Here is a 17,846-nt window from a genome sequence, read left to right as displayed (position 1 = left end):
CCGCGAGGGTTTTGCTGCAGGACGGCCAGATGGCCATCGCGTGCTTACTTGGCTGCGTCAACCATATATTGGATGGCTGCCTTGAGCTCTTCATCGGTGGCTTGTGAGCCACCACGCGGAGGCATGGCACCGACACCCGAGATGGCCTTTTTAAGCATGGTATCCAGCCCGGTTTTGACAAACGGCGCCCAGGATTCTTTGTCGCCAAATTTTGGGGCACCTGCGACACCCACAGAGTGGCAGGTGATGCAGACAGATTTGTAGAGCTTCTCGCCGACGGTATTGCCGGCAGAGGCATCAGCGGTTTTGGCGGCTGGCTGGCTATCCGCTTTGGCGTCGGTCTTGGCAGCAGCGGCTTCTTCGGGCTTGGCTTCAGCCTTTGTGTCGGCTGCAGCAGGCGCTTTGGTAGCAGCTGCAGCAACCGAAGGTGCAGCCGTGCTGGCAGCGGCTGTGGGTTTGGCGTCAGCCTTATCGCTCGCGGGCTCTTTGGGCTCGGGGAAATCGGCACCGGAGTGGTTGGTCATGTAGGCTACGGCGCGCGCCACTTCGAAGTCGTCAAGCGAGGAGTTACCGCCTTTGGGAGGCATGCCGCCAATCCCGTGGATCGCATTTTTGACGAGGTCGTCAAACCCTTGCTTGATGAACGGCGCCCAGGAGTCTTTGTCGCCAAATTTTGGCGCCCCGGCAACGCCGGTGCTGTGACAGGCTGAACAGGTGGACTTGAAGACTTCTTCGCCGGTTTTGAAAACCTTGGGTGCGTTGGCGTCTACCAGTTTGAACCCCGCCACCGGCTGAATGCGCTTGGCGATGGATTCTTCGGTTTGGGTGTCAGAACCGTAACCAGTACGGATGCTGGAGCCAACGAGGTTGACCAGCAGGATGATCACCGAAATCGGGATCAGAAAAGCCAACACGACAGTGATCAGCAGTTGCTTTGGTGTTTTGATGGCACTTTCGTGACCATGCCCGTGTTCGGCGTGTTCTGGGAGACTCATGATGGGTTCCTGGGATAATGGAATGCGGCCATTGGCCCGGCGCCGGCAATAGTTTGCCGACAGTCTTGTATTACAGGCCTCAACCATCGATTATAACGACAGGCCTGCAACACTGCAGGGATAGGATAAACCCGCTACAATATGCAGCCGCGTATCGCAATGGTACGCGGCTGTTTTTGGCCCTTGTGTGGGCCATTCGTGCGCCTGTAGTTCAATGGATAGAATAGGAGTTTCCGAAGCTTCTGATACAGGTTCGATTCCTGTCGGGCGCGCCAGTGTTGTAATTAATTTTTTGGCATTCGGCTCAGCCGTTTTGCACTATCCTCCATCCCTGTTCTGATCGATTCGAAAACCTGCCCGGGAAATCCATCGGGTATGTCGTTTTGTACCTGAGCAAGCACCCCTGGCAGGCGATCCAGCGCGTCGGTAATGAGATCTTCCATGTTGGCGCCCCAGCCGCATAAGTGCGCCGTATGATTGAAGTGACGGCGCTGGATGTCTTGCCAACGGTAATGTGCATGCTTGCCTCTTGTTGCCATTGCCAGCTTCAAGCGGTGGTGATCCAGTTTATTGGGCCCGGTGCCAGTAACCGGCCAGGCAGAGAGCACATCGTAAAGAGGTGTCAGCTGATAGCGCCCGCCAGGCAGCAGGAAAATGGAAAAATTCTTGGCGTGGCCATCTGTGGCGGCCATTAACCAAAAGAGTAGTTGTGCCATCAGCAAGGTACGCAAATCTTGCCTTCTGGATTCGGATTGCTGCAGGAGGCGGGCAATCTCCACCCAACCTGGGCCACCATCGGCCTCGTATTTGGCGCCGGGCGGTGTTCCCGTGGCCTGGCAAAAATCTTCCTGCGGTAGTCGTAGCCAGTATCCACGGTCAGACAAGCGGCGATCAAAGCGCTCCACAATCAGCGTCTTCTGGTCTTCAAAGTGAGCCATCGAGCAGTGTGCCCTTGGCAAGCCAAAGTGCTTGAGAATACGGGTGCAGAGCCATTCGTTCTCCACGGATGTGCTCATGTCGGCTTGGCGTCCTCCAACCAGCCCTAGTGGTAACTTAAAAATATGCGTGGTGGGTGTAGAACCGATCGGTTTGCACCACAGGCCGTCGCGCAGCGTCAGCGCAGTTTTCTCTTGGGCGCCTGCAATTGAAATCCGGAAGTCCTGATCCAGTGCATCATGCTGCCCCAGTGCCGCGGGCAGGGAGGATGTCGCACGAAGAACATTCGCAATCTCGTGGTCACTCAGTGGCTGGGCTTGGTTGAGGTTGGGTTCCTGCGGAACCTCATCGTTCGGCAAAAGCTGGATGGCGCCCACGCAGTCGCGCCCTATGGCCGCCAGAAGGTTGAAAGCGTCTGTATTCAGGGTCCGGAAGCGGGTGGATAGGCGATGTCGGATGGCATCACTGTCAGGCAGCAGATTGTCAAAATAACTGTGTACGGCGGCGCCGCACAGTGGCTGATTGCCGATAGTGAAGGGCAGTGACAAGGATAGGGCACGGCCTTGTGGTGAGGCGACCCAGTCAGGGTCGTACTGCACCTCGTCCTCGCCTTTGCGGGAGATCCGCCAGTACCCGACCCGTATGCCATTGGCCCACAGTGCCAGGCTTTGCGTAGAGGATGACCTGGCCATGCTTTACCACTCGTTATCGCGGGATGCGTCTTTGGGTTGTTCCTGGATGACAAGCTCGAGCCCCAGGATACCGGATAGCGCAAGCAGTCGGTCGATCGTTAATTGCGCGGGCCGGCCCTCAAGCTCGGAGAACCGGTTCTGGCTGATTCCCAGGCTGGTTGCGACCTGGATCTGGGTCAGGCCCAGCGCCTTGCGCCGCGAGGTGAGTATGATGCCTAGCTGAGTGCTGGTTGAAAGCTTGGACATGATTGTTTATCGCCATAACCGATACTTGTATGGTATCGATCTTACCGATATTGTGCAAGTATCGATATTTTCGATATTGCAGCTGGCAGTGCTGCACGGGTGTCGTGATACAGGTTCGATTCCTGTCGGACGCGCCATATATGTATGAGTCTGGACACTGGGTGGAGCAGATCCTGCATGCAACCATACTCCGGATTAGCTGTCAGCCGATAATGCAGTGCAACGTTTCCTCAGAAACGCTTATTGCGTTGATCGAGGGTGTGAGCGGTGGGTGCAGATCAGACGCAAGGGTGCAGGCTCACGATGTGCGTGCGAAAACAATTCCATCAGTCTTCCGGCTATTTCCCGCGTCTGCTGTGTGGACAAAATCTGAACGCCATCAAGCCGGATCATTTTCGTCGATTTCCAGAAAGTATTTTGGCTTTCCTGTGGTTTATCTATGAATTCTGGAAAATTATCATGAAATCCTTGCCTCTCCAAAGTCGAGTTCCCTCCGGCTGAGAGCCAGATTTCAACCATTGAAGGAGTTGTTCCATTGAAAGCCATCGGATTTCATCAAAACCGTCCCATCAACCATCCTCAGGCGTTGCAGGATATCGACCTGCCAACGCCTGAGCTGCGTGACCATGATCTGCTGGTCGAAGTCAAAGCCGTCTCTGTCAATCCGGTTGATACGAAAGTGCGGCGGGGTGGAGACGTCCCGCCTGAGGGCGTGCGCATCCTGGGCTGGGACGCCTCTGGCATTGTCCGTGCAACCGGCCTGCTCGCAACGCGTTTCAAACCTGGCGACCATGTCTGGTATGCGGGGGACATCACGCGGCCGGGCAGCAACAGTGAACTACAGGCCGTGGATGAACGCATTGTCGGGCCGATGCCGACATCGCTGGATTTCGCGCAGGCCGCCTCATTGCCGCTGACGGCCATTACCGCCTGGGAGCTGCTGTTCGACCGGTTACGTATCCATGCCGCCGATCCCGTCGATAACAATGTCTTGCTGGTTGTCGGTGCGGCAGGGGGGGTCGGCTCTGTCCTGACCCAACTGGCGAGGGTATTGACGGGCGCGACCATCATCGGCACGGCGTCCCGGACGGAGTCCCGCGACTGGGTGCTGGCGCATGGTGCTCATCATGTCATCAACCACCGCGAACCCTGGGCGCCCCAATTGGCCGCGCTTGGGTTCGAGCATGTCACTCATGTGGTGGGGTTGAATGAAAGCGCAACGTATGTGCCGCAAATCGCGGCTGTGCTGCGTCCCGAGGGGAAATTTGCCCTGATTGATGATCCAACAAATCTGGATATCCAGCCCTTCAAAGGAAAATCCATTTCGATTCACTGGGAGCTCATGTTCACGCGCGCCATGTTCACCACCGACACCATTGGCCGGCAACATGCCTTGTTGCGCCGCGTGGCAGAACTGGTTGATCGGGGGGATCTCAAGCACACCTTGACCCAGCGTATCGACGGCATCAATGCAGCGAGTCTGATCCGGGCGCATACGCTGGTCGAGGCGGGCAACATGATCGGAAAAGTTGTGGTTGCCAAGCCCTGAACTGCTGCCCCATCGCCCGGACAGACCAATACCCGCGCCAGACATTGACGCAGGTGTTGCTCTTTGATTTTTAAGCTTAGGCAGCCAACAGCGCGGCGTGAAACCGCACGACATAGTTTTCGAAGCTTTCTGCAGGTGCCGCTTCGAGTTCTGCCTGCTCGGCCAAAGAGTCTTGTGCTGCTTTATCGTATTGGGCCAGGGTTTGGGCAGACAGCCCTCTGGCCTGCAAAGCGGCCCAGTGTGCCTGGCTTTGCGCCAGTGTCCATTGATGAAACTCTTGGCCGCTGTCTTGCAAGGCCGTCAGCAGGCGGGCAGAAGGGGTGAGAGAGACATCTTTGACTTTCGCCAATTGCGCCTGTATCGATGCCTGATGTGCTGTACGGGTGGTTTGTTCGTCCAGCAATGCTGCGTAGGGTGCGATGCGAGCCAGGGTTTCGGCTGCCCAGTCGGACAAGGCAATGCTTTGGCCCTCTCGGCTGAGTTGCAGGCCGGGCCGCCGGCCTTCGCGGGCCACCGTTGCAAAATTGCCCTGGCTTTCCTGGCAAGTACCGGGGGCGGGAAACATCGGGCTGTCTTCCAGTGCACAGAACAGCAGAAAGGCGTCCAGAAACCGGCAGGTGTCTTCGGCGATTCCGGCTGGCTCCCAGGGGTCAATATCCATACAGCGCACTTCGATGTACTGGATGCCCCGCTGGTGCAGGATCGTATTGGGGCGTTCGCAGCGCCCCGCCGTTTGCTTGGGTCGAATGGTGGCGTAGTACTCGTTTTCGATCTGCAGGATATTGGTATTGAGCTGGATGCGCTGGCCGTCGCGGTGCGTGCCGATGGCTTCGTAGGCGGGCCAGGGCGTGGTGACAGCCGTGTGGATGCGTGCGGTAAAAGTATCCAGATCGTTGTAGCAAAGATGCAGTTCTGACTGGCTGGGGTTTTTGTAGCCTAGATCGCTCATGCGCAGGCTGGTGGCCCAGGGAAGGCAATAGGTATCCGGGCTGAGTTTGGAGAGATGGGACTCGAGCCCGGTGCGCTGTAAAAAGCTGCGCGACATGGCTGGTGATGCGCCAAACAGGTACATCAGCAACCACGAATGACGCATGAAGTTGCGGATCAGGCCCATATAGCCGGTGTTGCGGCGTGCCTGGGCTGTGTCGCCCGTAGTGAGGAAGTCCCAGGCGGCTTCGGGCAACGAAAAGTTGTAGTGCACGCCCGCAATACATTGCATTACCTTGCCATACCGCCAGGCAAGGCCTTGCCGGTATACATGCTTGAGCATGCCGGTGTTGGATGTGCCATACCATGCCACCGGGATGTCTGCTTCTGCCGGCAGATGACAGGGCATGGATTGATTCCAGATGGCCTCGTTAGGGTTGCGCAAGGCCACAAACGTATGGATGTCTCTGAGTTGCCCGACCAACTCTTCGGTTGAAGGCAAGGGACTGGTAACCAGCTCGAGCAAGGATTCTGAGTAATCGGTAGTGATGTGGGGGTGGGTAAGTGCGGCGCCCAGTGCCACCGGATGGGGCGTTTTCGCCAGAGTCCCTTCGCCGTCAACCCGCAGGCCTTCTTTCTCGATGCCGCGGCGAATGCCAAGCAACAGCTCGGGGTGCGCAGACAAAAGGCTGCGTCGTTGGGAGGCCTGGGTCATGATAAAGGGTACCGAGTTAGTCTGAATAAGCTAATTTTAGACTGTCTTGTGGGCCGGCGATAACACCGGCCCGGGTGCCAAATCGATACTGGCGGATTCAGTCCAGGCGATCATACGAGAACAGTTTTCGGCGTAGCCCCAACGCAATGGCGGCCTGGCGCGAGCGCACCCCGAGCTTGCCACAGACATTGGTGAGGTGGAAGTTTGCCGTGCGTGCGGAAATGCCAAGAATGCTGCCCATTTCCTGGCTGGTTTTTCCGTGTGACGCCCAATACAGGCACTGCCTCTCTCGCTCAGACAACTTGGGTAACGACGACTTTCTCATGGTCTCTCCGTTATATGGCGCAATCCGCGCTCTGTTTGTTTAAACGTGAGAAAATGTATCATGTCATTGCAAATATTCAACGTCTTCTTTTGTCGTTTTTGTCGCGTTTTTCTGCGCTAGATCAAATGGACGCCAAATAAATTTTCGAGGCGCCCGAGATGGCTGACATGCCGCCTGTCGGAAAGCGTTGGCCGGGACGCAATAGGCTGCCCTGATACCCAAAAATGAACCCTTTTTCAGGGGGTGCGATATTGCGATGGGACGGGGCTTAAGCACGGGCGTGCGTGGTGCTAGAATAAAACCTGTCTTGGCGCCGATTTGCCTGATCCGCTTGCGGGCGCCCCATAAATCCAGCTAAAGAGGTCCCGATGACCATCATTGCCCTTTCCGCTGATTCCGTAGGCACGGCGTCCGCACCCCAACCCGGCCAGCCTCCTGTGCCCACAGGCAGCGTCGGTTATGTGTCTCCCCAATTTCTAACCTTCAACGAGCCCCTCATACTGGCCAGTGGCCAAGTGCTGCCCTCGTATACCTTGGCGGTAGAAACCTACGGGCAGCTCAATGCGCAACGCAGCAATGCGGTACTGGTATGCCATGCGCTTAATGCCTCGCATCATGTGGCCGGGATCGACGCCGCGCCGCCTCACCAGACGGGGTGGTGGGATAACATGGTGGGCCCCGGCAAGGCGGTGGACACCAACCGGTTTTTTGTCATTGGCGTCAATAATCTGGGTTCGTGCTTTGGTTCCACAGGCCCTACCACCATCAATCCAGCCACCGGCCAGGCTTGGGGCGCATCGTTTCCGCTGCTGACTGTCGAAGACTGGGTGCATGCGCAGGTACGGGTGGCCGATTACTTCGGGATTGAGCGCTTTGCAGCCGTGATGGGCGGATCCCTGGGTGGGATGCAGGCCTTAAGCTGGGCCATTACCTGCCCGGATCGTGTGGGAGACTGCGTGGTGGTGGCCAGTACGGCCGGCCTTACCGCACAGAACATTGCCTTCAACGAGGTGGCGCGTCGCGCCATCCTGACGGATCCCGATTTCAGGCAGGGCGACTACGCGGCTCAGGGGGTGGTGCCGCTAAATGGCCTGTCTGTGGCGCGGATGGTGGGGCATATCACTTACCAGTCTGACGAAGTCATGGCCTCGAAGTTTGGCCGATCCCAGCGGGCGCCGGGGCCAGATGGCGATTATCGCTATAACTACGATGTCGAGTTCGAGGTCGAATCCTATCTGCGGCATCAGGGCGAGAAATTCTCGCGATATTTTGATGCCAATACCTATTTGCTGCTTACCCGGGCCCTGGATTATTTTGATCCGGCACGGGCTTATGGAGGCGATCTCGCCAAGGCATTGGCGCCTGCGCAGGCGCGTTTTTTGCTGGTATCGTTTACCACCGATTGGCGTTTCGCCCCAGAGCACTCCCGCGAGATGGTGCGGGCCTTGCTCAAAAACCAACGTGAAGTCACCTACGCCGAGATCGACGCACCGCATGGTCATGATGCCTTTTTGCTCGGAGACGTGCGTTATCACGCGATTGTCCAGGGCTACTATGACCAAATCGCACAGCGCCTGGGTTTGGGCGAAAGATGTGAAACCACCGGGGTTTTGGCATGAAATCAGCTGTGGTTCAGGCAGACCCACACAACAATCGGCCTGCAGCCGTTTCTCAAAGCGGTGCACCGCGCATCGATCTGCTGCGCATTGCCTCCTGGATCGCGCCTGGCAGCCGGGTGCTGGATCTGGGTTGTGCCGACGGGCATCTGCTTGAGTATCTGCAAAATACCCGGCAGGTAAAGGGCGCCGGGGTTGAAATCGACGATTTGCAAGTAATTGCAGCGGTACGGCGCGGGGTGCGGGTGATCCAGCAAAACCTCGAAGAAGGCCTGGCGCTGTTTGACGATCAGCAGTTTGATACGGTGGTGTTGTCGCAAACACTGCAGTCGATGCATCACACAGAACACATCCTGCACGAAATGGCCCGAGTGGCCCGCTATGGCATTGTGTCGTTTCCCAATTTTGGATACTGGCCGCACGGCTGGTCGATTCTGCGCGGGCGCATGCCGGTCAACGACCAGATGCCATACCAGTGGTACAACACACCCAATATCCATTTGTGCACGTTGCGCGACTTCCAGCAGCTGGCTGCACAACTGGGCTTGCGTATTACGGATTTGGCCGCCTTCCGGGGAGAGGCGGAGATCCACTGGCTGCGCAGCTGGCGCAGCACACTGGCCGTTTATCGGTTTGAGTCGCCCATGGGCAGGCAGGGATGACGAAAGGCTGGCGTGTATATGGCCAGCGGCGGGTCGCACCCTTGCTGGTTCTGGGGTTTGCCAGTGGCTTGCCCCTGGCGCTGACGTCGGGCACCCTGCAGGCCTGGGCCACGGTAGAGCAGGTGTCCCTGCAAAGTATTGGTTTCCTTACGCTTGCCGGTACAGCCTACACCTTGAAATTTCTTTGGGCGCCACTGGTGGATCGCTATGCGCCACCCTGGCTGGGGCGGCGGCGTGGCTGGGTGTTTCTTACGCAGTGGTTGCTGGCTGCATCGATTGCTGCCATGGGTTTTTTTACCCCCGGGTCGCAACTGGAAGTTCTGGCGTTGCTGGCGGTATGGGTGGCGTTTTTATCTGCCACCCAGGATATCGCTTTTGATGCCTACAGCACGGATGTTCTGCGCACGGACGAGCGTGCGGCTGGCGCAGCATTGAAAGTAATGGGGTATCGGCTGGCGATGGTGGTGTCCGGTGGCCTGGCCCTGATCATGGCTGATCAGTGGCTGGGGTGGGGACGCACCTATATGGTGATGGGTGTGCTGATGGCCATCTCCTCACTGGCAACCCTCTGGGCGCCCGAGCCCGAGCGTGTCACCCAGGCGCCCAGAAGCCTGCAACTGGCGGTGGTGGAACCCTTGCGCGAGTTTTTCGGGCGCTCGGGGGCCTGGACGATACTGTTGCTGATTGTGCTGTACAAGTTGGGGGATGCCTTTGCCGGCGCGTTATCCACAACCTTCCTGATTCGCGGTGCCGGTTTTGATGTCACCGAAGTGGGAATGGTGAACAAAGTCTTTGGGCTGGTGGCCACCATCATCGGTGCACTGGCGGGGGGCGGCCTGATGACGCGCCTGGGGCTTTATCGGGCGCTGATGCTGTTTGGTGCCTTGCAGGCAGTGTCCAACTTTGGCTATTGGGTGTTGGCGGTCACGCCGCCGCATCTGTATTCGATGGCTGCGGTGGTGGCCATTGAAAACCTGTGTGGTGGGCTGGGTACCGCTGCGTTTGTGGCCTTGTTGATGGCTCTGTGTCAGCAGCAGTTTTCGGCTACCCAGTTTGCGTTGTTGTCAGCGCTGTCTGCGGTGGGGCGCATTTATCTGGCCGGGCCGCTTACACCGGTACTGGTCAAGCATTTGGGCTGGCCCGGGTTTTTTGTTATCACTATCGCTATTGCCTTGCCCGGCCTGGCTTTGTTGTGGCGCATGCGCGGCCTGATCATGCGCCTTGACGAGCAACAGCCCGCTTAGGGGTGTAATACCAATTGCGTCGGCGATATGGCTGCAAAAGGATGGGCATTGCTGTTCAGCACTGATGATGTCGGTTTTGTCGATAGATAGAAGTTTCAGATTTATTTAAGCTGTGCCGTTTCCCTTTTTTTAGATGATGCGCGTTTAGCCGTGCAGCCTGAATCATGCTCTCAAAATTACGTCTGCTCTTTGATCGCTTCACCCTGATATTGATCGCTGTCGTGACAGCAGCCACGCTGTTGCCGGCGCGTGGTCAAGGCGCGGTATTCTTTGAAACACTCACTGCTGCTGCGATTGCCTTGTTGTTTTTCTTGCATGGGGCCAAGCTGTCGCGTCAGGCGATCATCGCAGGTGCCATGCATTGGCGGCTGCATGGTGTGATCTTCATATGGACGTTTGTAATCTTCCCGCTACTGGGCTGGGGTTTACGGCCGATGTTGGTGCCTCTGCTGGGCGAGCCTCTGTATGTAGGGGTGCTGTACCTGTGTGTTTTGCCGGGTACCGTGCAATCCGCGATTGCCTTCACCTCGATTGCGCGCGGCAACGTGCCTGCAGCCGTGTGCGCTGCCTCGGCATCCAGCATTGTGGGGATCGCGATGACGCCGCTGCTATTGCAGCTGCTGCTTAATACCGATACCTCGGCGCTGGACAGCCATTCGCTGTTGCAATCTATTTTGCGCATCGGTCAGCAGATTTTTCTGCCATTTGTCGCCGGGCATCTGATGCGACCAGTCATCGGCCGTTGGATGGATCGCCATCGCCCACTGATCACCGGCGTGGATCAAAGCTCGATCTTGCTGGTGGTATATACCGCTTTCAGCGAGTCGGTGGTGGCTGGGCTTTGGCAGCAGGTGGATACTGCTTCGTTGGTGTGGCTCACCGTTTGCTGTTCGGTGTTGCTTGCCCTGGTGCTGGTGCTTAATACCTGGTCTACCCGCAAACTGGGGTTTAACCGGGCAGATGAAATCACCATCGTCTTTTGTGGTTCTAAAAAAAGTATGGCGACGGGTGTGCCGATGGCCGGGGTGCTGTTTAGTGCCAGCGCCATTGGCCCTGTGCTGCTGCCGTTGATGATTTTTCACCAGATCCAGCTGATGGTGTGCGCTGTGCTGGCACAAAACTATCAACGCAAGGACGATCTCTCACGGCAAAAGACGCGCCGGGCTGTGGCCTGAGTGTGCAGGTTCTCGGATATCTGTATCGCAGTATCCCGGATGCCCGAATCATAGTGCTTTAGCCACCCGTATCCCACCAATAAAAAAGCACCATTCAGGTGGCACCCCGTTTTAACCGGGCGCTACCTGAATGGTGCTTTTTGCTGTGACTGTTTAAGCGGTGGTGTGCAGCAAGGTGCCAACAGCACCGGTATTAGCCAATTGCGGTACGCTGGGTACCGAGTTGACCAGGCTGAGGATGGTGTTGGACTGCCCGTCCAGCACTTTACGCAGCAGCACGTTTTGTTTTTCTTGCATCATCGACCAATTTTGCAGGCCAGAGGCAGCAGCCACTGCGCTTTCGACGGAATCTGACATGGGTGATTTCCAGGTTAGAGGTGCTTAGTATGCGAATTCAGTTTGATTGTACAGACTTTGATGCAACTTTTGTATGTTTATGTGTCTGAGCAGCGATATTCAATGGTCAGTGGTGCGTGATCGCTGAAGCGCTGGTCTTTATAAACATCGGCCTGCATGGCGCGAGCTGCCAGCCCTGGCGTGGCGATCTGGTAATCGATACGCCATCCCACGTTTTTTGCCCAGGCCTGACCACGATTGCTCCACCAGGTGTAGGCCTCGCCCTCGGCCTGTGGATACAACCCGCGGTAAACATCCACCCAGCCGTGTTGATCCAGTAATTGGGTCATCCAGGCACGCTCTTCGGGTAAAAAGCCGCTGTTTTTAAGGTTGCCTTTCCAGTTTTTGAGATCGATCTCGTGGTGTGCAATGTTCCAGTCGCCACACACCAGAAACTCGCGGCCGGTGTCGCGGTGCTCTTGCATCAGGGCGTCCAGCCACTGCAGGTAGTGATCCAGAAACCGGTATTTGGCGGTTTGACGCTCGTCGCCGCTGGAGCCCGAGGGCAGGTAGGCACTGACCACTGTCAGGCCTGGCCAGTCGGCACGCAGGATACGGCCTTCCGCGTCAAACTCGGGGTTGTCCATCCCGATTGTGACGTGGTCTGGGGCCTGGCGGGCATAAAGCCCTACGCCGCTATACCCCTTTTTTTCTGCGTGATGAAAGTATCCCTGGTAGCCCTCGGGGTGGCGCAGTTCGTCGACCAGATCGGCATCCTGGATTTTGATCTCTTGCAGGCAGACGATGTCGGGTTGCCGGGTTTGCAGCCAATCGGCTAGGCCTTTGCGAAAGGCTGAGCGGATGCCATTGGCGTTCAGTGTGGTGATACGTTGCACGGGGGATCCTTCAGGCAAAACAACCAAAAAACGGCCCGCCCTTTGTGGGGGATGGCAGGTCAAGGGTTAATCATAGGCGTAAATAACGGGCGAGTCATAGACGCAAATAACCGATAATGTGGGTTTTGCGGATGTTGAGATCACCACCATGTCAGGTTTTGATGCCCAGGCGTTTGTGCGCTTTTCCCTGGATCACGGGGTTCTCCGGTTTGGAGAATTCAAGACCAAATCGGGCCGGCTAAGCCCTTACTTTTTTAATGCGGGTCTGTTTGATTCCGGAGCCAGCGTCGGGCGCCTTGGGCAGTTCTATGCCCACGCATTGTTGGCCTCGGGGCTGTCTTTCGACATGTTGTTTGGGCCAGCCTACAAGGGTATTCCGCTGGCAACCACCGCCGCCATTGCTCTGGCTGCTCAGCCGGCCATGGCAGAGCGCCCAGTGCCCTTTGCCTATAACCGTAAAGAGGCCAAAGACCACGGTGAAGGCGGGGTGCTGGTGGGGGCCCCATTGCAGGGCAAGGTGGTCATCATCGACGACGTCATTACGGCGGGTACGTCGGTCAGAGAATCCGTCTCTTTGATTCGTGCCGCGGGGGCTCAGCCGGCTGCTGTACTGATTGCACTGGATCGCATGGAGCGCGCCGGGGCCGATGATGCCCTGTCCGTGCATTCGGCCTTGCAGGACGTTGAACAGCAATACGGGATCCCGGTGGTGCGGATTGCTTCGCTGACAGACGTCATGGCGCTGCTTGAGGGCGATGCCAGCTTGTCGGCGCACCGGGAGGCGGTTGCGGCGTACCGCAACCGCTACGGTGTGCGTTAGGCAAAGCGCTCGGCAATAAAATAACGCCCGGCCAAACACCAAAGGCTGGGCAGGCTTGCGTCAAGCTACGGGCAGTACTTGGCGCACCGTTTTGTCCAGGCGCTCGACAACCTCGTCGATATCGGCACTGGTGCAAATAAACGGGGGAGCCAACAAAATATGGTCGCCCCGGATTCCGTCTATCGTGCCGCCCATCGGGTAGGTCATGAGCCCGTTTTCAAGCGCCTTGCGCTTCATGCGCGCGTGCGTTTTAAGGGTTGGGTCCAGGGGGTCTTTGCTGCTGCGGTCTTGTACCAGCTCTACCGCCACAAACAGGCCACGGCCGCGCACATCCCCTACATTGGGGTGGCTGGCAAAAACCTCGCGCAGCCGCGCCCTGAGCTGCTCGCCGCGCTCGCGCACATTGGCCAGCAGCCTATCGCGGTCGATGATGCGCTGCACAGCCAGGGCTGCCGCGCATGCTGTTGCGTGGGCCATGTAGGTATGGCCATGCTGGAAATACCCCGTGCCATTGACGATGGTGTCATAAATGCGCTGGCTGGCCAGCATGGCACCGATGGGCTGATAGCCGCCGCCCAGCCCTTTGGCAATGGCGAGAATATCGGGGGCAATGCCGTCTTCTTCGTAGGCAAACCGGTACCCGGTACGGCCCATGCCCGACATCACCTCATCCAGAATCAATAGTACGCCGTAGCGGTCGCATACCTCGCGGATCCGTTGAAAATAAGTACGTACGGGCGGCAAGGCCCCGGCGGTAGAGCCCACCACGGTTTCTGCTACAAACGCTGCCACGCGGCCAGGCCCGATTTCCTGGATTTTTTGTTCCAGTTCGTCAGCCAGACGGCCGGCGTACTGTTCTTCGGTCTCGTCGGCCCGCTGGTCGCGGTAGGCATAGCAGGGCGACACGTGATGCGCCGGTGTCAGCAAGGGCAGGAAGGGTTCGCGCCGTGCTGCATTGCCGCCAATGGCCAAGGCTCCTAGCGTGTTGCCGTGATAGCTTTGACGCCTGGCGATGAAGCAGCTGCGTTGTGGCTCGCCGCGCTCCAGAAAGTACTGGCGTGCCAGCTTCAGCGAGGCTTCGATGGCTTCTGATCCGCCGGAAAGAAAGTAGACCTTTGAGAGATCCCCGGGTGCGTTTGCCACGAGAAAATCGGCCAAGTCTTCGCAAGGCTGGTTGGTGAAAAAAGAGGAATGGGCATATTCCAGCTGATCCAGCTGCGTCTTGATGGCCGCGATCACATCGGGGTGTCCGTGCCCCAGGCAGGACACTGCCGCACCCCCTGATGCATCGATATACGTGCGCCCCTGTGCGTCAAGCAGAGTGATCCCTTGCCCACGAACGGCGCAGTTCAGCGCGGTTGCCGGGTTCCGATGAAAAACATGTGTCATGGTATGCAATAAACGTTGAAAGGACGCTGCTGTTTGCTGATCGGATGTGGGCTCAACAGATCATTTTTATCCACTGAAGAAACATATGTTTCTTTTATAAGGATACATAAAACGATTGCGTCATACCAGGAATTTTGGATCGCTCTTATGTCTTGCTCCGTGAGTGTTGTTTCTGACACGCACGCCTCTGCAGCGCTGCCTGGGGTGAGTGGCGCGCGTAAATCCGTGCAACAACAACGGTGTTGTGCTGCACGGGATTGGTTTGTGGCTGCTTGTGCGGTTTGCCCGCAAGGATGGGGCACGGGATGGCAGGCGCCAGCCGCGTGCAAATGACGTAATTCAGGCGTCCAGCTTTTGCTTTAACAGCGTATTGACCTGTTGCGGGTTGGCCTTGCCACGGGCGGCTTTCATGATCTGGCCCACCAGTGAATTAAAGGCTTTTTGCTTGCCTGCCCGATATTCTTCGACAATGGCCGGATGTGCAGCCAGTACCTCGTCGATCATGGCTTCGATGGCGCCGGTGTCGCTGATCTGGCGCAGCCCCTTGGCTTCGATGATGGCATCTGGATTGCCTGCGGACTCGCCCGCCCACATGGCGGCAAAGACGTCACGTGCAATCTTGTTGGAGATCGTGCCATCCACGATGCGGTTGATCAGGGCGGCCAGCTGTGCCGGGCCCACGGGCGACTGTCCAACGGACAGGGAATCGCGGTTCAAGGCGGCGGAGAGTTCGCCCAGGATCCAGTTGGCGGCCTGTTTGGCCTGGTCTGCCGGCAAGGCCTGGCAGGTGGCTTCGAAGTAATCTGCCACGTCACGGTGCAGCGTCAGTTGTGCGGCATCGTAGGGGCTTAGGCCCAGTGCGGATTCAAAGCGGGCCCGCTTGGCGGCGGGAAGCTCTGGCAGCCCTTGGCGCACCCGCTCGATCCAGTCGGCAGACACAATCAGGGGGGGAAGATCCGGGTCGGGGAAATACCGGTAATCGTCGGAGTCTTCTTTGGTGCGCATGCTGCGCGTTTCGTCGTGGTCGGCATCGTACAGGCGGGTTTCCTGCACCACCTTGCCGCCGTCTTCGATCAGTTCGATCTGGCGCCGGATCTCGTACTGGATGGCGCGCTCGAGGAAGCGAAACGAGTTGAGGTTTTTAATTTCGCAGCGGGTGCCAAAGGCGGCCTGGCCGCGCGGGCGTACCGAGACGTTGGCGTCGCAGCGGAACGAGCCCTCTTGCATATTGCCGTCGCAGATCCCCAGCCACACCACCAGGCCATGCAGAGTGCGGGCGTAGGCCACGGCTTCGGCGGCGGATCGCATTTCGGGTTCGGTGACGATTTCCAGTAGGGGAGTGCCGGCTCGATTGAGGTCGATCCCGCTGGAGGACTCGCCGTGCGGGCCGGTGAAGTGCTCGTGCAAGGATTTGCCGGCGTCTTCTTCGAGGTGGGCGCGCGTGAGATTGATGGTGTGTTCGGTTTCGTCCACAAAAAAGGACAATTGCCCGCCCACCACAATAGGCAGCTCGAACTGGCTGATCTGATAGTTTTTGGGCAGATCAGGATAAAAATAATTTTTGCGCGCAAACACAGAACGCGGTGCCACGGTGGCGCCAACGGCCAGCCCAAACTGGATGGCACGCTCGACTGCGCCGCGGTTCATGGCGGGCAAAGAGCCTGGCAGGGCCATATCCACGGCGTTGGCCTGAGTGTTGGGCGCCGCTCCAAAGCGGGTGCTGCTGCGCGAGAAAATTTTAGACTGTGTAGACAGCTGGGCGTGGGTTTCCAGCCCGATGACGACTTCCCAATCCATTATGTGTTTTCCGGTGTGCGTTGGTGCCAGTCGGTGGCTTGCTGGTAGCGGTCGGCAATGGCCAGCAGGCGGCCTTCATCGAAGTAGTGGCCGACAATTTGCAGCCCGATGGGCAATTGCTGGGTGTCGCCCCCAAAACCGCATGGGATGGACATGCCGGGCAAGCCTGCCAGACTGACACCCAGCGTGTAGATATCGCTGAGCCAGTCGGCGATGGGATCCTGGCGGTTGTCACCGATCCGGCGGGCTACGCTGGGGGTAACCGGGCCCATGATGACGTCACAGTCGTGGGTGAGGGCACGGTTGAAATCGTCGGCAATCATGCGTCGTACCCGTTGCGCCTGCAGATAATAGGCGTCGTAGTATCCGTGGGATAACACGTATGTACCCACCAGGATGCGACGCCGGACTTCCTCGCCAAAGCCTTCGGACCTTGAGCGCCGTGTCATGTCGGCCAGATCGGTGTACTGCGCGGCCCGGTGGCCATAGCGCACGCCGTCGTAGCGTGACAGATTGCTGGAGGCTTCGGCCGGAGCAATCACATAGTAGGCCGGTATTGCCAGACGGGTGAGCGGCAAGGAGATATCCACCCGCTGTGCACCCAGGGCCTGGAAGGCCTGCAAGGCGGCTTCGATGGCTGCCCCGACATCCGCGGCCAGCCCCTGGTTAAAGAATTCTTTGGGCACCCCGATGCGCAAGCCCTTGAGTGGCTGTGCGCCGGCTGCCTGAAAACGGCTTTGGGCAGCCTGATAGCTGGCTTGAATGCGCCCCTGAGTGTTGGGTGCCCCATTGCAGGTTTCCAGGCTGGTGGAATCCTGGGGATCGAAGCCGCTCATGGTGTCCAGCAGGGGGACAAGATCCTGGGCATTGCGTGCCAGAGGGCCGGCTTGGTCGAGGCTGGAAGCGTAGGCAATGATGCCGTAGCGGGATACCGTGCCATAGGTGGGCTTGATGCCGCTGACACCGCAATAGGCCGCTGGCTGGCGCACCGAGCCACCGGTGTCGGTGCCTGTGGCACCCAGCACCAGGCCGGCTGCCACGGCGGCTGCCGAGCCGCCGGAAGAACCGCCGGGTACGCGGGTGGGATCCCAGGGGTTCTGTACGGCGCCAAAGGCAGAGTTTTCGTTGCCCGAGCCCATGGCGAACTCGTCGCAGCTGAGCTTGCCCAGGGACACGGTGCCAGCCTGGCGCAGTTGCCCCACGACGGTTGCATCAAAGGGACTGATGTAATCCTGGAGCATGCGGCTGGATGCGGTTGTGCGCCAGCCTTGCGTGGCAAACAGATCTTTGTGGGCAATGGGGATGCCGGTAAGCGGCCCGGCTGTGTTTGCTGCCAGTGATTGATCAGCCGCCTGGGCCTGCTGCAGCGTGAGATCTTGGTCGATGTGCAGGAACAGGGCGTTGTCGGGGTAGGCCTGGGCTGCCTGCAATGCATCGGTGGCCAGCTCGGTGGCGCTGATTTTTTTTGCCTGCAGGGCGTCGCGCAGCGACTGGATGCTGTGAAATTGGGAAAGCAAGCTCATGGC

The 17,846-nt window shown here is 58.2% G+C and carries 16 protein-coding genes, 1 tRNA gene and 1 riboswitch; of the genes, 7 read left to right on the top strand and 10 right to left on the bottom strand.

From position 1 onward, the window contains the following. Nucleotides 1-44 precede the first annotated feature (44 nt). Complete coding sequence (locus tag WA928_RS09545) at nucleotides 45-995, bottom strand: c-type cytochrome (protein WP_424302713.1); 951 nt, start codon at nucleotides 993-995, stop codon at nucleotides 45-47. 200 nt (nucleotides 996-1,195) lie between these two features. Between WA928_RS09545 and WA928_RS09540 the strand changes: the two genes are divergently transcribed. Next, nucleotides 1,196-1,270 (top strand) — tRNA-Arg (locus WA928_RS09540). 9 nt (nucleotides 1,271-1,279) lie between these two features. Here the strand turns inward: WA928_RS09540 and WA928_RS09535 are convergent. Both WA928_RS09535 and WA928_RS09530 read right to left on the bottom strand, forming a co-directional pair. Continuing rightward, complete coding sequence (locus tag WA928_RS09535; protein WP_424302710.1) at nucleotides 1,280-2,623, bottom strand: type II toxin-antitoxin system HipA family toxin; 1,344 nt, start codon at nucleotides 2,621-2,623, stop codon at nucleotides 1,280-1,282. A 3-nt stretch (nucleotides 2,624-2,626) separates the two neighbouring features. After that, on the bottom strand, nucleotides 2,627-2,869 hold the full coding sequence (locus WA928_RS09530; RefSeq protein ID WP_424302707.1) for an XRE family transcriptional regulator: 243 nt from the start codon (nucleotides 2,867-2,869) through the stop codon (nucleotides 2,627-2,629). Between the two features lie 535 nt (nucleotides 2,870-3,404). Between WA928_RS09530 and WA928_RS09525 the strand changes: the two genes are divergently transcribed. Further along, on the top strand, nucleotides 3,405-4,418 hold the full coding sequence (locus WA928_RS09525) for a zinc-binding alcohol dehydrogenase family protein (protein WP_424302704.1): 1,014 nt from the start codon (nucleotides 3,405-3,407) through the stop codon (nucleotides 4,416-4,418). Between the two features lie 76 nt (nucleotides 4,419-4,494). On the opposite strand, the gene gshA is transcribed toward WA928_RS09525, so the two are convergent. Beyond that, complete coding sequence (gene gshA, locus WA928_RS09520) at nucleotides 4,495-6,060, bottom strand: glutamate--cysteine ligase (RefSeq protein ID WP_424302701.1); 1,566 nt, start codon at nucleotides 6,058-6,060, stop codon at nucleotides 4,495-4,497. Nucleotides 6,061-6,157: 97 nt separating this feature from the next. Continuing rightward, nucleotides 6,158-6,385 carry a LuxR C-terminal-related transcriptional regulator gene (locus tag WA928_RS09515; RefSeq protein ID WP_417275782.1) on the bottom strand — a complete coding sequence of 76 codons (228 nt, stop codon included), beginning with the start codon at nucleotides 6,383-6,385 and terminating at the stop codon, nucleotides 6,158-6,160. Nucleotides 6,386-6,685: 300 nt separating this feature from the next. After that, nucleotides 6,686-6,764, top strand: a riboswitch (SAM riboswitch). Here WA928_RS09515 and metX point away from each other — a divergent pair. From metX to WA928_RS09495, 4 genes are all read left to right on the top strand, one after another. Further along, nucleotides 6,754-8,004 (top strand): homoserine O-succinyltransferase MetX, encoded by a 1,251-nt coding sequence (gene metX, locus WA928_RS09510; RefSeq protein WP_424302697.1) that lies wholly within the window; start codon nucleotides 6,754-6,756, stop codon nucleotides 8,002-8,004. Its footprint overlaps the riboswitch before it by 11 nt. Continuing rightward, the gene (metW, locus tag WA928_RS09505; protein ID WP_417275784.1) at nucleotides 8,001-8,663 is read left to right on the top strand and encodes a methionine biosynthesis protein MetW; all 663 of its coding nucleotides are present in this window, start codon (nucleotides 8,001-8,003) and stop codon (nucleotides 8,661-8,663) included. Before metX ends, metW begins: the two co-directional genes overlap by 4 nt. Further along, nucleotides 8,660-9,907, top strand: coding sequence for a muropeptide transporter (locus WA928_RS09500; protein WP_417275785.1), 1,248 nt, complete (start codon nucleotides 8,660-8,662; stop codon nucleotides 9,905-9,907). Before metW ends, WA928_RS09500 begins: the two co-directional genes overlap by 4 nt. 164 nt (nucleotides 9,908-10,071) lie before the next feature. Next, complete coding sequence (locus WA928_RS09495; protein WP_417275786.1) at nucleotides 10,072-11,082, top strand: bile acid:sodium symporter family protein; 1,011 nt, start codon at nucleotides 10,072-10,074, stop codon at nucleotides 11,080-11,082. Nucleotides 11,083-11,235: 153 nt separating this feature from the next. Here the strand turns inward: WA928_RS09495 and WA928_RS09490 are convergent, their stop codons facing one another. Together WA928_RS09490 and WA928_RS09485 are read right to left on the bottom strand one after the other, a co-directional pair. Next, on the bottom strand, nucleotides 11,236-11,439 hold the full coding sequence (locus WA928_RS09490; protein ID WP_417275787.1) for a hypothetical protein: 204 nt from the start codon (nucleotides 11,437-11,439) through the stop codon (nucleotides 11,236-11,238). A gap of 77 nt (nucleotides 11,440-11,516) precedes the next feature. Then, on the bottom strand, nucleotides 11,517-12,314 hold the full coding sequence (locus WA928_RS09485; protein WP_417275788.1) for an exodeoxyribonuclease III: 798 nt from the start codon (nucleotides 12,312-12,314) through the stop codon (nucleotides 11,517-11,519). A 148-nt stretch (nucleotides 12,315-12,462) separates the two neighbouring features. Here WA928_RS09485 and pyrE point away from each other — a divergent pair, with 148 nt between their 5' ends. Beyond that, nucleotides 12,463-13,134, top strand: coding sequence for an orotate phosphoribosyltransferase (gene pyrE, locus WA928_RS09480; RefSeq protein WP_417275789.1), 672 nt, complete (start codon nucleotides 12,463-12,465; stop codon nucleotides 13,132-13,134). A 60-nt stretch (nucleotides 13,135-13,194) separates the two neighbouring features. Here pyrE and WA928_RS09475 read toward each other — a convergent pair whose 3' ends face one another. From WA928_RS09475 to gatA, 3 genes are all read right to left on the bottom strand, one after another. Then, nucleotides 13,195-14,523: an aspartate aminotransferase family protein gene (locus WA928_RS09475; protein ID WP_417275790.1), complete on the bottom strand. Its 1,329-nt coding sequence runs from the start codon at nucleotides 14,521-14,523 to the stop codon at nucleotides 13,195-13,197. Between the two features lie 339 nt (nucleotides 14,524-14,862). Beyond that, nucleotides 14,863-16,320: an Asp-tRNA(Asn)/Glu-tRNA(Gln) amidotransferase subunit GatB gene (gene gatB, locus WA928_RS09470; protein ID WP_417275791.1), complete on the bottom strand. Its 1,458-nt coding sequence runs from the start codon at nucleotides 16,318-16,320 to the stop codon at nucleotides 14,863-14,865. Next, nucleotides 16,320-17,843: an Asp-tRNA(Asn)/Glu-tRNA(Gln) amidotransferase subunit GatA gene (gene gatA, locus WA928_RS09465; protein ID WP_350382724.1), complete on the bottom strand. Its 1,524-nt coding sequence runs from the start codon at nucleotides 17,841-17,843 to the stop codon at nucleotides 16,320-16,322. The genes gatB and gatA overlap by 1 nt, the downstream gene beginning before the upstream one ends. Between the last annotated feature and the right edge of the window lie 3 nt (nucleotides 17,844-17,846).

This window comes from Castellaniella sp. (assembly GCF_049651205.1).
Classification (GTDB): domain Bacteria; phylum Pseudomonadota; class Gammaproteobacteria; order Burkholderiales; family Burkholderiaceae_B; genus Castellaniella.
This window is presented reverse-complemented; position numbering and strand designations above follow the sequence as displayed.

Bases quoted from the DNA above. Each gene is read 5' to 3' on its own strand.
- WA928_RS09545 (WP_424302713.1), bottom strand. From the start codon at position 995: ATGAGTCTCCCAGAACACGCCGAACACGGGCATGGTCACGAAAGTGCC.
- WA928_RS09535 (WP_424302710.1), bottom strand. From the start codon at position 2,623: ATGGCCAGGTCATCCTCTACGCAAAGCCTGGCACTGTGGGCCAATGGC.
- WA928_RS09530 (WP_424302707.1), bottom strand. From the start codon at position 2,869: ATGTCCAAGCTTTCAACCAGCACTCAGCTAGGCATCATACTCACCTCG.
- gshA (WP_424302701.1), bottom strand. From the start codon at position 6,060: ATGACCCAGGCCTCCCAACGACGCAGCCTTTTGTCTGCGCACCCCGAG.
- WA928_RS09515 (WP_417275782.1), bottom strand. From the start codon at position 6,385: ATGAGAAAGTCGTCGTTACCCAAGTTGTCTGAGCGAGAGAGGCAGTGC.
- metX (WP_424302697.1), top strand. From the start codon at position 6,754: ATGACCATCATTGCCCTTTCCGCTGATTCCGTAGGCACGGCGTCCGCA.
- metW (WP_417275784.1), top strand. From the start codon at position 8,001: ATGAAATCAGCTGTGGTTCAGGCAGACCCACACAACAATCGGCCTGCA.
- WA928_RS09500 (WP_417275785.1), top strand. From the start codon at position 8,660: ATGACGAAAGGCTGGCGTGTATATGGCCAGCGGCGGGTCGCACCCTTG.
- WA928_RS09495 (WP_417275786.1), top strand. From the start codon at position 10,072: ATGCTCTCAAAATTACGTCTGCTCTTTGATCGCTTCACCCTGATATTG.
- WA928_RS09490 (WP_417275787.1), bottom strand. From the start codon at position 11,439: ATGTCAGATTCCGTCGAAAGCGCAGTGGCTGCTGCCTCTGGCCTGCAA.
- pyrE (WP_417275789.1), top strand. From the start codon at position 12,463: ATGTCAGGTTTTGATGCCCAGGCGTTTGTGCGCTTTTCCCTGGATCAC.
- WA928_RS09475 (WP_417275790.1), bottom strand. From the start codon at position 14,523: ATGACACATGTTTTTCATCGGAACCCGGCAACCGCGCTGAACTGCGCC.
- gatB (WP_417275791.1), bottom strand. From the start codon at position 16,320: ATGGATTGGGAAGTCGTCATCGGGCTGGAAACCCACGCCCAGCTGTCT.
- gatA (WP_350382724.1), bottom strand. From the start codon at position 17,843: ATGAGCTTGCTTTCCCAATTTCACAGCATCCAGTCGCTGCGCGACGCC.